A 12,737-nucleotide genomic window follows, 5' to 3' on the forward strand; every position below is an offset into this window, starting at 1 on the left:
TTAAAGCCCGTAGGCTTGTGATATCAATCCTGCGAGTGCCCACACAGATTGTCTGATAAATTGTTAAAGAGCGGTGCCGCGATTTCTCAAGCGGCGCGGGATGCGTATATTACGCCTTCCGCTTTCTCAGTCAAGCATTTATTTTTGCTTTTCTGAAGGTTGCCGTGAAAGGCCACCTCACTAACAGGGCGCTTCGTAAGCCGTTGTGCCGTGTCAGTGGAGGCGCATTATAGGGAGTTCTTTCGGGCTGACAAGGGCTAAATGCAAATTAATTTTCGAGTGCTGTTTTTTTCGGCGAAAGCCCGTCAAATCGCCAGTTTTTCCAGCAGCGGGAAGCCATAACGCTGCAAAACCGGTGATAATTGCACCACTTCGTCATCCATGCGCGTACAAAATGCCACATTCTGTCCGCTGGAACGCGCCTGAGGCGCTTCGTGCTCTAACAACCAGGCGGTGCGCCGTGCAATGGCTGCGCCCGAATCCACCAGCCGGGTGCCGTCAGGCAACACCTGCTGCAGCTCTTCACGTAACAGCGGGAAATGGGTACAACCCAGCACCACGGTATCCGGCGGCTCTTTCATACGCAGCCACGGTTGTACTGCGCGACGCACATCGTCCAACGACACCGTTTCTCCGTGCAGTTTGGCTTCCGCCAGTTCGACCAGTTCCGCCGAGCCCAGCATTTCGATTTTACATTCGCGCGCAAACTGCGCCACCAGCTCATGGGTGTAAGGCCGTTTCACCGTGCCACGCGTGGCCAGCAGGCCGACCACGCCGTTACGCGTCAGACGGGCCGCCGGTTTAATCGCAGGCACGACGCCGACAACCGGGAATTCAAAGCGCTGACGCAACGCTGGCAGGGATACAGTACTGGCGGAGTTACAGGCGATGACCACTAATGCCAGCGGCACGCGCTGTACGATAGCCTCCACCACCGCTACGACCCGCTCAACAATGTACTCTTCGCTTTTTTCACCGTAAGGGAAGCCGGCATTATCGAAGGCATAGAGATAGTGCAGGCCCGGCAGCAGTTGCCGGACCTCATCATAGACGGAGAGCCCACCGACGCCGGAGTCAAACACCAGCACGGTGGGGCGCAGATCAGAAGCTGTAGCTGGCGCTGAGATAGTACTCCGTTCCTGGAGTTTGATAGCCATACACTGTCTCGTAGTCTTTATCGAACAGGTTGGCAATTCTACCACGAACGGTGAGCTGTGATGTGACCGGATACGAAACTGCCAGATCCCATAAACTTACACCGCCCAGTTTGACGCGCTGCGGGGTAAAGGAGTGGTTGTAATCCGTATCATAGCGATCGCCGAGATAATGATAGGTCAGTGACCAGTCAAACTCATAAATCGTCCAGTCGAGCTGGTATTTCACCTGCTGCTTCGCACGGCGCACCAGCGGTTGATCGGTTTCAGCATCGCGCGCATCAACATAATCGTAAGAAATCTGATGGCTAAGCGGACCGGTATCGAACGACGCCGTGGCTTCTACGCCCTTAATGCGCGCTTTATCGATGTTGTAATAGATATACGTGGTGGGATCGCTATCAATCAGATTATCGATATCGTTACGATAACCGGATACGCGCCAGTTTACCGGCCCGGTCAGGCCAGAGAAGCCCGCTTCCCACTGTTTACTCTCTTCCGGCTTCAGGTCGCTGTTGCCATAAGAACCATACAACTGGCCGAGACGAGGCGCTTTATACGCCGTCGCGTAATCGGCAAACACGCTATAGCCATCAACAAACGCCCATGACGCCCCGCCCTGCCAGGTGCCGTGCCAGCCAAACTGGCTGTTGTCGTCACCGCGTACCGCGCCTTCCAGCGTTACGCTGCCCAGCTGCTGCTGGGTGGTGGCATAAATGCCGGTGTTACGCAGCTCAGTACTGTCAGCCACGTAAGCCGTGCCGGGTTCCGTGGTCTGTTTCTGCCAGTCCACGCCCGCGCTTACGCTGCCCTGCGCCACCTGCAACGTATTACCCCACTGCACATTGTACTGCTTACTGTCATCCAGCGTGGTCGACGGGCCGTAGCGGCCTGTACGCGGATCATAGTTATAGTCTTTGCTGCGGCTGTAGCTGGCGATCAGCTGCGTCGAATAAATGTCGTTGCTGTAACGCAAGCCGCTGTCCCAGGTCTGGCTGTAGAGCTGGCGGGTATCGTTTAATCCGTTGATGTTAAAACTGTTATCGTAGCTGTAGGTGCCGTCGTAGGCCGTACGGTTGTCAAAACCGTAGCCGCGAACAAAGCCGCTCAGCCCATCACTGAACTGGTGCTCCAGCGCGCCATACAGTGTCTTGTTCATGAAGCCATCGCGATCTTTCTGCGCCGGATCGCCATACACATCCGGCAGGTTTGCCACCACATCATAGCCGCGCGTATAGGTGTAGTTGCCCGCCATGGTCAGCGTCGTGGCTGCGCCCAGCTGCTGCTGGGTAGAACCTTCATAGTTTTGATAGCCTTTCGAGCCCACGCCCGCGCTCAGCGTCGTGCCCGGCTTATCACGACCGGTGATGATGTTCACCACGCCGCCAATCGCATCGGAACCATACACCGCCGAGCGCGCACCGCGCACATATTCGATGCGCTGGACCAGAGAAAGCGGAATCTGGCTTAAATCAGACGATCCGGACACACCCGCCTGGTTTAGCCGGATACCGTCGATGAGTATAAGTACGTGGCTGGAGTTGGTGCCGCGCACAAACAGCGAGCTCAACTGGCCGAGGCCACCGTTCTGCGCGATGTCCACGCCAGGCAGGCGACGCATGACGTCCGTCAGGCTTTTAGCCTGCCAGCGATCGATATCGTCGCGGGTCACGACTGTCGTCGGCGCGAGAACGGAGGAAACCGGCTGCAAAAACCGGTTGGCGGTAACGATTTGCGTATCATCATTCTGCTGCGCGTAGCCAGATTGCGCCCAGAGCGACAACGCCGTTGCACTAAAGGCAAACAGCGAAGCGTGTGTTGTTTTCATTGTTATAGCATCCAAAAGACGAAGCAGGATGCCGCAGGTCCGGGATCGATAGCACGCGATGATCTCAGAAATTGCGACGTCACACCGGCAGGTCTTCGGGCTGGGAATCATAAGTGGTGAAGACTTCCCATCCGCGAGGACAGTGTCTGCAATTGCGATCACCACGACATTCTTTTACCGCTGCGCGTCAGCTCCAGATTCACACTGGATTCCCTTTTAACTCAAGGAGGCCGGCAGCCGCAGTCTACGTTTAAGAAGGCCGGAAATCCAGACTGCCAGCCTTCCTGCACCGTCTGGGGCTGGACATCAGCAGGTGAATGCCTACAATCGCCCGGCAGGCAGGCTTAACACCAGGATTGAAGATGACACCCGAACAACTCCCGATTGAACAATACGACGCGCAACTGGCGGAAAAAGTCAGCCGCTTACAGGCGATGATGGCCCCCTACGCAGCGCCCGACGTGGAGGTGTTCCGCTCGCCGGTCAGCCACTATCGTATGCGCGCCGAATTCCGCATCTGGCACGACGGTGACGATCTCTATCACATCATCTTCGATCAAGAGACCAAACAGCGTATCCGCGTCGATCAGTTTCCGGCGGCCAGCCAGTTGATCAACACGCTGATGCCAAAGTTGATCGCCGCGATCCGCGATAATCGCGCGCTGCGTTTCAAACTGTTCCAGATCGATTATCTCTCCACCCTCAGCAACCAGATCGTGATCTCACTGCTGTATCACCGCAAGCTGGAAGCCGACTGGACCGAAGCCGCGACTGCGCTGCGCGATAGCCTGCGTGCAGAAGGGTTTGATGTGCAGCTGATTGGCCGTGCCACGAAAACCAAAATCTGCCTCGATCGCGATTACGTCGATGAGCGCCTGCCGGTGGCCGGCCAGGAGATGATCTATCGTCAGGTGGAGAACAGCTTCACCCAGCCGAATGCGGCGATGAATATTCAGATGCTGGAGTGGGCGCTGGACGTGACGCAAGATTCGCGCGGCGATCTGCTGGAGCTGTACTGTGGCAATGGCAACTTTTCGCTGGCGCTGGCGCGTAACTTCCGCCGCGTACTGGCGACGGAAATCGCCAAACCGTCGGTGGCTTCGGCGCAGTACAACATCGCGGCCAACCACATCGACAACGTGCAAATTATCCGTATGGCGGCCGAAGAGTTTACCCAGGCGATGAACGGCGTGCGCAGCTTTAACCGTCTGGAAGGCATCGATCTCAATAACTATCAGTGCGAGACCATCTTTGTCGATCCGCCGCGCAGCGGGCTGGATGACGAGACGGTGAAGATGGTGCAGGCCTATCCGCGTATTCTCTATATTTCCTGTAATCCGCAGACGCTGTGCGACAACCTCAGCGTACTGAGTGCCACGCATAACATCACGCGGCTGGCGCTGTTTGACCAGTTCCCTTACACCCACCATATGGAATGCGGTGTGTTACTGACGCGAAAAGCCTAAAAAAAACGGGAACCCTGCGGTTCCCGTGATTGTTTTCAGTGCTTGTTCTTGCTGCGGCGGAAGCGCATGGCGATCCAGAACACCAGCGCCACCATCAGAATGGTCGGGATGAAGTTAGACCCGATATCCGGATATTCGGCACGCACCAGCGCGCTGTACACCAGGATCCCCAGCAGAAAAAATGCCGCCGCCAGCGAAGGCATGCCGTCCGGCATATTGCGGTTGAGATAGCGCTGATGCAGACACCACGCGGCAAGGCCAAGGGCGATCAGCGGGAAAATCGAAAAGGGAACAAAGGTGCTGAACAGCACCGAAAAGGAGCCGTTGATAGCTAAACCGGTGATAAAAGCCAGTAACAGCGTTCCTTTATCGCGAGGGTTTTGCTCAATCATTTCATTATCCTTATCACATTACTCTTCGGGGGTTTCCAGGGTAACCGCCAGGCGCTCTTGCTCCCGGCGATACCAGTAATACGCGCCTTTGGCGATCATTCGCAGCTGCAGCACCAGACGCTCTTCCAGTTTGCGCCGCTGTTCGATATCCACATCCAGCGCTTCCGCGCCGGCGCTGAACACAATCGTCACCATCGCTTCCGCCTGCGCTTCGGTAAAGCTGCGCGGCATGCGGTTTTCCAGCTCAAGGTAGTCGGCCAGTTCAGCGATAAAGTGCTGAATCTCCCGCGCGACCGCCGCACGAAAAGCCGCTGAGGTGCCGGAGCGCTCGCGTAGTAAGAGACGAAAAGCGTTGGGATTGTTCCCGATGAACTCCATAAACGTGGCAACCGAGGTTTTAATGATGCTGCCGCCTTTGGCAATGCGCTGGCGCGCCTGGCGCATCAGCTGGCGCAGCATCAGGCCACTTTCATCGACCATCGTCAGGCCGAGTTCATCCACATCGCGAAAGTGACGGTAAAACGAGGTCGGTGCAATGCCGGCTTCGCGTGCCACTTCGCGTAAACTCAGGCTGGCAAAACTCCTTTCTGCACTTAACTGACTGAATGCCGCTTCAATCAGTGAACGTCGTGTACGTTCTTTTTGTTGCGCTCGAACGCCCATTTTCCCGGCCTTGTGAGTAATCAGGCAGGCACTATAACAAACTTTTCAGCGTACAGCGGCGCAAAGTTTGTGACCGCCTGTTAACCTCACTGATTGTCAATCTTTGCCAATTTACGCTGTTAGAATTCAGATGTGCGCGGCGAGATGTTAGAATCTCGTTGTAAAAATGTATAGAAACATAGGACGTACTGGTATGCAAAAGTCTTACGATTACGATGCCATTGTGATTGGCTCCGGTCCGGGCGGCGAAGGTGCGGCGATGGGGCTGGTGAAGCAGGGAGCGCGCATTGCAGTGATCGAACGCTACCACAACATCGGCGGCGGTTGTACTCACTGGGGAACCATCCCTTCGAAAGCTCTGCGTCACGCTGTCAGCCGTATCATCGAGTTCAATCAAAACCCTCTTTATAGCGATCACACCCGACTCCTGCGCTCCTCGTTCGCCGACATTCTGAATCATACTGAGAACGTCATCAGCCAGCAAACTGCCATGCGTCAGGGCTTTTACGAGCGTAACCGCTGTGAGCTTTATCAGGGCGACGCCCATTTTGTTGATGCCAACACCATCGAAGTGGAACAGCCAGACGGCACGCGCGAGCGCTTAACCGCAGAGAAGTTTGTCATCGCCTGTGGTTCCCGCCCGTATCATCCGGCGGACGTTGATTTTACCCACCCGCGCATTTACGACTCCGACTCCATCCTCAACCTGCATCATGAACCTGGCCACGTCATCATTTACGGCGCGGGCGTGATTGGCTGTGAATACGCGTCGATTTTCCGCGGCCTTAACGTCAAGGTTGACCTGATTAACACCCGCGATCGCCTGCTGGCGTTTCTCGATCAGGAGATGTCCGATTCGCTCTCTTATCACTTCTGGAACAGCGGCGTGGTGATTCGTCACAACGAAGAGTTTGAGAAGATTGAAGGTGTCAGCGATGGCGTCATCATGCACCTCAAGTCCGGTAAAAAGGTCAAAGCCGATTGCCTGCTGTACGCGAACGGTCGCACCGGTAACACCGATTCACTGGCGCTGGAAAACGTCGGGCTGGAAGCCGATGGCCGTGGATTGCTGAAAGTGAACAGCATGTATCAGACCGCGCAGCCGCACATTTATGCGGTGGGCGACGTGATTGGCTACCCGAGCCTGGCCTCTGCCGCTTACGATCAGGGCCGCATTGCCGCGCAGGCGATCATCAAAGGGGAAGCCACCGCGCACCTGATTGAAGATATCCCGACCGGGATCTACACCATTCCGGAAATCAGCTCCGTCGGCAAAACCGAACAGCAGCTGACGGCGATGAAAGTGCCGTACGAAGTGGGTCGTGCGCAGTTTAAGCATCTGGCGCGCGCGCAGATTGTCGGCATGCACGTCGGCAGCCTGAAGATCCTGTTCCACCGCGAAACCAAAGAGATTCTGGGTATTCACTGCTTTGGCGAGCGTGCGGCGGAGATTATTCACATCGGCCAGGCCATCATGGAGCAGAAGAACGGCGGTAACACGATTGAGTATTTCGTGAACACCACCTTCAACTACCCCACCATGGCCGAAGCCTACCGCGTGGCGGCGTTAAACGGCTTAAACCGCCTGTTTTAACGAACGGTCCAGGTAACCCTGCATGTGGGTTTTAATTGCTTCTGCCAGCTGCTCATAGCGGCTGCGCAGAGGCGATCCCGGACGATACACCAGCGCGATGGTGCGCTGCGGCACCGGTTTATAACACGGCAGATAGCACACGCCATCACGCACGCGCTCATTCGGTACCGCCAGCGACGGCAGCAAAGTGATACCGCTGCCGGCTGCTACCATGTTGCGCAGCGTTTCCAGACTGGTCGCGCGGAAATGGGTATCTTCATCAGCGCCGGCTTCGAAGCAGAAGCCCATCGCCTGATCGCGCAGACAGTGACCATCTTCCAGCATCAGCAGTTTCTCACCGGCCAGATCCGACATCGGCACGCGATCGCGATCGTGCCACGGGTGATCCTGGTAGATCGCCAGCTTCATCGGCTCATCAAACAGCGGCACTTCAATAAAAGCTTCGCTCTCTTTTACCAGCGCCAGAATGGCGCAGTCGAGCTTACCGCTGTCGAGCTGTGCCAGCAGCTGCTGCGTTTGCGCCTCGTGCAGATACATCTCGAGTTTCGGGAAGGTCTGATGCAGCATCGGAATAATATGCGGCAGCAGATAGGGACCGGTAGTCGGAATCAGACCAATGTGCAGCGGCCCGGACATGGTTTCGCCCTGCTGGCTGGCCATCTCCTTCAGTACCTTCACTTCACGCAGCACGGTTCGCGCCTGATCCACCAGCAGCAGTCCAGCCTGAGTAAACAGCACCTTACGGCTGGTCCGTTCCAGCAGCATCACACCCAGTTCATCTTCCAGCTTGCGAATCTGCCCGCTCAGGGTCGGCTGGCTGACATGACAGGCATCAGCGGCACGACGAAAGTGGCGATGTTCCGCCAGCGAAACCAGATATTCCAGATCACGAATGTTCATTGATAGCCTCCAAACCACGATAGCCCGTGGCGATAGATAGAATAGCAATGAACGATTAGCCCTATCAAGCGGTGAACAGGAATAATACCGGCCATCTGATTAAGACCACAGATTGTTAAAGCGGCTAACGCAGACACGCAACAACAACAATCTGGAGCAGCACCTGCAACCTGCTCACGAAATCACTGAGTTGGCCGGGAGTGCCAGCCCTTTGATGATGTGCCTATAACTATATGTAATTCCGAAGCTAGAGGTTGGCGGGCTACTTAAAGCCCGCTTTTTTTTGCCTCTGCATCACAGTGGCACATCACCCAGCAACTGCTGCAAATCCTGCTCCGTCAGCACCAGGGAGTGGCCGACGATACCGGACTGCGTCAGCTCCTGCTGCAGATCGTCATTATTCAGCACCAGCTCATACTGCTGCGTGGCCGGGTTAAGCTCCGCGTCCTGGAACAGGTTAACCGGCACGCTGGCCAGCAGGTCGTGCAGATGCAGGCCGCTGAGTGCCTCCGGCCGGGCCACATCTCCCGTAATATCATCCGCAACGATCAGGCTGACCGGCGCACTGACATTCCCTGCGCCGCATGTCACCACGATCTGATGCTCGCCAGCGGCCAGCGCATGAGACGGCGTAAAGGTCCATTTGTGATCGCTATCGACCAGCGCGCTGCCGAGCGGCTCATCGTTATCAAACAGCTCAACCCGGCTGCCGGGCTGGCCTTTACCGGAAAAGGTCGGCTGGGTTTGCGTGGTGCTCTCTTCCGGCCAGATAAACTGCGTGCCGCTGTGCATGGCGGTTAGCGTGACCGGTACAAAACCAGCGTCTTCGACGATCAGCGTGAAGGGCGCGCTGGTGCTCTGCGGCATTGCCGCCACCTGTGCCATGAACTGATGACTCCCGCCCGCCAGCGCGGCAGGCAGCGTAAAACTGAAGTAGCCGGTCTGAGCATCGCTGAGCGTGCTGCCCACGAACTCGCCGTGATGGTAACACTCAAGCGTGACGCCACGGCCGGCATAGCCGTTCAGCGCAGGGCGCGTATCGCGGGTGATCTCGCCATCGACAATAAAACCGCCGTCATTCACCGAGGCGGAATCGAAGGTGACAGGAACCTGGTTTTCAACGGCCGGCTCCAGAGGAAAGAAAGGGTAGCCAAAGCGTGAAGTGCTCATTTATGTTCTCCAAATTAACGGCGAGCACACTTTAAGAACTCTTCACGCCAGGCCGATCAAGAATTGTCTCTTTTTTGCGAAAGAAATTTCCTGGCGCGCATTACGCCAGGTTTGAGCGCTGCTTCGCTTCGCCGATCGCCAGCGCCACCTGCTGTGGTGCCACGCCGCCGCGCGCGTTACGCTTATCGAGACAAGACTGCAGCGACAGCACCGGATAAACATCTTCCCCGATCGCCGCGCTAAACTGCTTAAACTGCGCCAGACTTAATGCTTCCAGCGCGACGCCTTGTTTGATCGCTTCCACCACGGTTTCGCCGACAATGTGGTGCGCTTCGCGGAACGGCACGCCTTTGGCTACCAGATAATCGGCCAGTTCGGTCGAGTTAGCGTAACCCTGCTCGGCGGCTTCCTGACAGCGCGGACGCTTCACCTGAATGCCATCCAGCACCAGCGCTGACATATGCAGGCAGTCAAGCCAGGTATCGAGCGCATCGAACAGCCCTTCTTTGTCTTCCTGCATATCTTTGTTATACGCCAGCGGCAGCCCTTTCAGCGTCATCATCATGCCGGTCAGTGCGCCCTGCACGCGACCGCACTTGCCGCGGATCAGCTCCAGCGCGTCCGGATTTTTCTTCTGCGGCATCAGCGATGAGCCCGACGTCACTTTATCGGACAGCTCAATAAAGCCGGCTTCACCGGTGTTGAAGAAGATCATGTCTTCGGCGAAGCGCGACAGGTGCACCATGCCAATCGAGGCATCAGACAGCAGCTCCAGCACGTGATCGCGGTCTGACACGGTATCCAGGCTGTTACGCGTGGCAGAGGCGAAGCCGAGCCAGCCGGCCAGCTGCTCACGGTCGATCTCATAAGCAGTGCCGGCCAGCGCACCGCAGCCCAGCGGGCTGACATCCAGCCGCTTCAGCGTATCCTGCAGACGGCTCTCGTCGCGCGCCAGCATCTCAACGTAGGCCAGACACCAGTGGGCAAACGTCACCGGCTGCGCCCGCTGCAGGTGGGTGTAGCCCGGCATCACGGCATCCTGATTGGCTTCAGCCGTGGCTACCAGCGCTGACTGCAGCTCGCGCGTGGCTTCCAGCAGCAGTGCCACCTGCGTTTTACACCACAGTTTGAGATCGGTCGCCACCTGGTCGTTACGGCTGCGCCCGGTGTGCAGCTTTTTGCCCAGCGCGCCGACTTTGTCGATCAGCTTGCCTTCCACCCAGCTGTGAATATCCTCGGCATCGCTCTGCAGAATCTGCTGCGGATTGGCGCGAACCTCTTCCAGCAGCGCATTCAGCGCGGCTTCCAGCTGCTGCTGCTCTTCACTGCTCAGCACGTTTACCGTGACCAGCGCTTTTGACCAGGCCACCGAACCGATGATGTCCTGCTCCGCCAGGCGGTAGTCAAACCGCAGTGAGTCGTTGAACTGTTTAAACCGTTGATCTGCCGCCTGCGAAAAACGTCCGCCCCAAAGTGCCATCTGCTTGCTCCTGAATCTGTTAAACAAAGGGCGGCCCGAAGCCGCCCCTGCAAAATATGTCGCCTGCCGCCGGTATTACTTCTTCTGCTCGTTCAGCGCGCGAATGCGTGAAGAGAGCGAGAACAGACGAATAAAGCCGCCCGCGTGACGGTGATCGTACACTTCGTCTTCGCCGAAGGTGGCAAACTCTTCTGAGTACAGGCTGTTCGCCGATTTTTTCTGGATCGCCGTGGCCTGGCCTTTGTACAGCTGCAGTACCACTTCCCCGTTCACCAGCTCTGCCAGCGATGCGGCAGCGGCCTGGATTGACTGACGCAGCGGTGCGAACCAGCGGCCGTCATACACCACGTAAGACATCTCCTGACCCAGCTGTTCACGCCATTTGAAGCTGTCGCGATCCAGTACCAGCTGCTCAACCGCACGCAGCGCGTTGACCATGATGGTACCGCCAGGGGTTTCGTAGCAGCCGCGTGATTTGATGCCCACCAGACGGTTTTCCACGATATCAATCCGGCCTACGCCGTGTTTCGCTCCCAGCGCATTGAGTTTTTCCAGACACTGGAACGGGCTCAGTTTCTCACCGTTCACCGCAACAACCTGGCCTTTCTCCACGCTGACGGTGACGTTTTCGGGCTGATCCGGCGCTTCCAGCGGATCGACGGTCCACACCCAGCAATCTTTGTTTGGCGCGTTCCACGGGCTCTCCAGCACGCCACCTTCGGTCGAGATGTGCCAGGCGTTCTCATCACGGCTGTAGATTTTTTCCAGCGACGCGGTGGTCGGGATATTGCGCTCTTTCAGGTAATCCAGCAGCGCTTCACGCGAACGCAGGTTCCACTCACGCCATGGCGCCACCACTTTAAGCTGCGGTGCCAGCGCGGTATAGGTGGTTTCGAAACGCACCTGATCGTTGCCTTTACCGGTTGCGCCGTGGCACAGCGCGTCTGCGCCCACTTTCAGCGCCAGTTCAACCTGCGCTTTGGCGATGATAGGACGCGCCATTGAGGTGCCCAGCAGATAGGTGCCTTCGTACAGCGCACCGGTCTGCAGCACCGGGTAAACGTATTCGCTGATAAACTCTTCACGCAGATCGACCACGTGGCACTCAGACGCGCCCGACTGCAGCGCTTTCTTCTCTACGCCTTCCAGATCGGCCGGATCCTGACCAATGTTGGCCACGAACGCCACCACTTCACAACCACCGTAGTTCTCTTTCAGCCAGGGAATGATGGCCGAGGTATCCAGACCGCCCGAGTAAGCCAGAACGATTTTTTTGATGTTTTGCGTGCTCATGTCGTAATCCTTGATTATGCGAGAATCCGGGTGCCAATCGACACGCCGTTGAAAAGGGTTGGCAGCTGTTCAGCATGACGCCAGCTGGCGATATCCACCGGGCGGCCCAGCGTACGCGCCGCGTCGAGCGCCGCATGCACTTTCACAATCATGCCATCGGTAATAATGCCCTGGGCAATCAGCTGCTCGGCTTTGGCTGCGGTCATCTCGGCGATGCGCTGACCTTTGCCGTCGAGAATACCGCTGACGTCCGACAGCAGCACCAGATCGGCACCGATCGTCGCCGCCAGCGCGGTCGCGGCCTGGTCGGCGTTGACGTTCATCAGTTCGCCGCCGTCGGTGATGCCAATCGAGCTGATCACCGGCATATAGCCTGCATCCAGCAGCGTATTGAGCAGCTGCGGATTGCCCGGCGTGGCGTTGCCGACATGCCCCAGCTCCTCATCGAACTGTGCCACGTTCACCAGTCCGGCATCGCCGAGGCATAAACCCACTGCGCCAATGCCGTACTTCTTCGCCCATGCCAGCAGCGTTTTGTTGGCGGTGCCGGCCAGCGCACCGGTAATAATGTCGATCTGATCGGCTGGCGTCACGCGCAAACCGTTCTTCTTTTTCACCGGCAGCGCCAGTTTCTTCATCAGCTCGTCCACCAGGCAGCCACCGCCGTGGACGATGATCAGCGGACGCTGATACTGCGTGCGGTACGCCAGCAGGGCATCAAACAGACGCGCCAGCGCTTCTTCGCTATCCAGCAGTACGCCGCCCAGCTTAATGATCAGAGGATTGCTCATGGTCAG

Annotated in this window: 11 protein-coding genes and 1 riboswitch; of the genes, 2 read left to right on the forward strand and 9 right to left on the reverse strand. The window is 57.2% G+C overall.

Annotation, left to right across the window (positions count from 1 at the left end; genetic code table 11):
• Nucleotides 1-305: 305 nt before the first annotated feature.
• Together murI and btuB are read right to left on the reverse strand one after the other, a co-directional pair.
• Nucleotides 306-1,157, reverse strand: coding sequence for a glutamate racemase (gene murI / locus KOL70_RS11750; protein WP_040679621.1), 852 nt, complete (start codon nt 1,155-1,157; stop codon nt 306-308).
• Complete coding sequence (gene btuB, locus KOL70_RS11755) at nt 1,102-2,982, reverse strand: TonB-dependent vitamin B12 receptor BtuB (protein ID WP_058775572.1); 1,881 nt, start codon at nt 2,980-2,982, stop codon at nt 1,102-1,104. The genes murI and btuB overlap by 56 nt, the downstream gene beginning before the upstream one ends.
• 68 nt (nt 2,983-3,050) lie before the next feature.
• Nucleotides 3,051-3,232: riboswitch (cobalamin riboswitch) on the reverse strand.
• Nucleotides 3,233-3,344: 112 nt separating this feature from the next.
• Between btuB and trmA the strand changes: the two genes are divergently transcribed.
• A complete protein-coding gene (gene trmA / locus KOL70_RS11760) occupies nt 3,345-4,448 on the forward strand; it encodes a tRNA (uridine(54)-C5)-methyltransferase TrmA (protein WP_215480689.1) in 1,104 nt (367 codons plus the stop codon).
• Between the two features lie 35 nt (nt 4,449-4,483).
• Here trmA and KOL70_RS11765 read toward each other — a convergent pair whose 3' ends face one another.
• Together KOL70_RS11765 and fabR are read right to left on the reverse strand one after the other, a co-directional pair.
• Nucleotides 4,484-4,840, reverse strand: a complete 357-nt coding sequence (locus KOL70_RS11765; RefSeq protein ID WP_021506823.1) for a YijD family membrane protein — start codon at nt 4,838-4,840, stop codon at nt 4,484-4,486.
• A gap of 18 nt (nt 4,841-4,858) precedes the next feature.
• Nucleotides 4,859-5,503 (reverse strand): HTH-type transcriptional repressor FabR, encoded by a 645-nt coding sequence (gene fabR, locus KOL70_RS11770; RefSeq protein WP_031279587.1) that lies wholly within the window; start codon nt 5,501-5,503, stop codon nt 4,859-4,861.
• Between the two features lie 193 nt (nt 5,504-5,696).
• Between fabR and sthA the strand changes: the two genes are divergently transcribed.
• Nucleotides 5,697-7,097, forward strand: a complete 1,401-nt coding sequence (gene sthA, locus KOL70_RS11775; protein ID WP_021506825.1) for a Si-specific NAD(P)(+) transhydrogenase — start codon at nt 5,697-5,699, stop codon at nt 7,095-7,097.
• Here the strand turns inward: sthA and oxyR are convergent.
• The 5 genes from oxyR to argB form a co-directional block, all read right to left on the reverse strand.
• A complete protein-coding gene (oxyR, locus tag KOL70_RS11780; RefSeq protein ID WP_021506826.1) occupies nt 7,080-7,997 on the reverse strand; it encodes a DNA-binding transcriptional regulator OxyR in 918 nt (305 codons plus the stop codon). The two genes, sthA and oxyR, sit on opposite strands and share 18 nt — an antisense overlap.
• Before the next feature lie 294 nt (nt 7,998-8,291).
• Entirely contained in the window at nt 8,292-9,167 is an 876-nt protein-coding gene (locus KOL70_RS11785; RefSeq protein WP_215480690.1) for an Ig-like domain-containing protein, read from the reverse strand.
• A 100-nt stretch (nt 9,168-9,267) separates the two neighbouring features.
• On the reverse strand, nt 9,268-10,647 hold the full coding sequence (argH, locus tag KOL70_RS11790) for an argininosuccinate lyase (RefSeq protein WP_215480691.1): 1,380 nt from the start codon (nt 10,645-10,647) through the stop codon (nt 9,268-9,270).
• A gap of 75 nt (nt 10,648-10,722) precedes the next feature.
• On the reverse strand, nt 10,723-11,940 hold the full coding sequence (locus KOL70_RS11795; protein ID WP_021506829.1) for an argininosuccinate synthase: 1,218 nt from the start codon (nt 11,938-11,940) through the stop codon (nt 10,723-10,725).
• Nucleotides 11,941-11,954: 14 nt separating this feature from the next.
• The gene (gene argB, locus KOL70_RS11800; RefSeq protein WP_021506830.1) at nt 11,955-12,731 is read right to left on the reverse strand and encodes an acetylglutamate kinase; all 777 of its coding nucleotides are present in this window, start codon (nt 12,729-12,731) and stop codon (nt 11,955-11,957) included.
• Between the last annotated feature and the right edge of the window lie 6 nt (nt 12,732-12,737).

The organism is Pantoea sp. B270 (assembly GCF_018726825.1).
Lineage (GTDB): Bacteria > Pseudomonadota > Gammaproteobacteria > Enterobacterales > Enterobacteriaceae > Pantoea > Pantoea dispersa.

Bases quoted from the DNA above. Each gene is read 5' to 3' on its own strand.
- argB (WP_021506830.1), bottom strand. From the start codon at position 12,731: ATGAGCAATCCTCTGATCATTAAGCTGGGCGGCGTACTGCTGGATAGC.
- KOL70_RS11785 (WP_215480690.1), bottom strand. From the start codon at position 9,167: ATGAGCACTTCACGCTTTGGCTACCCTTTCTTTCCTCTGGAGCCGGCC.
- KOL70_RS11795 (WP_021506829.1), bottom strand. From the start codon at position 11,940: ATGAGCACGCAAAACATCAAAAAAATCGTTCTGGCTTACTCGGGCGGT.
- argH (WP_215480691.1), bottom strand. From the start codon at position 10,647: ATGGCACTTTGGGGCGGACGTTTTTCGCAGGCGGCAGATCAACGGTTT.
- sthA (WP_021506825.1), top strand. From the start codon at position 5,697: ATGCAAAAGTCTTACGATTACGATGCCATTGTGATTGGCTCCGGTCCG.
- murI (WP_040679621.1), bottom strand. From the start codon at position 1,157: ATGGCTATCAAACTCCAGGAACGGAGTACTATCTCAGCGCCAGCTACA.
- fabR (WP_031279587.1), bottom strand. From the start codon at position 5,503: ATGGGCGTTCGAGCGCAACAAAAAGAACGTACACGACGTTCACTGATT.
- trmA (WP_215480689.1), top strand. From the start codon at position 3,345: ATGACACCCGAACAACTCCCGATTGAACAATACGACGCGCAACTGGCG.
- btuB (WP_058775572.1), bottom strand. From the start codon at position 2,982: ATGAAAACAACACACGCTTCGCTGTTTGCCTTTAGTGCAACGGCGTTG.
- oxyR (WP_021506826.1), bottom strand. From the start codon at position 7,997: ATGAACATTCGTGATCTGGAATATCTGGTTTCGCTGGCGGAACATCGC.
- KOL70_RS11765 (WP_021506823.1), bottom strand. From the start codon at position 4,840: ATGATTGAGCAAAACCCTCGCGATAAAGGAACGCTGTTACTGGCTTTT.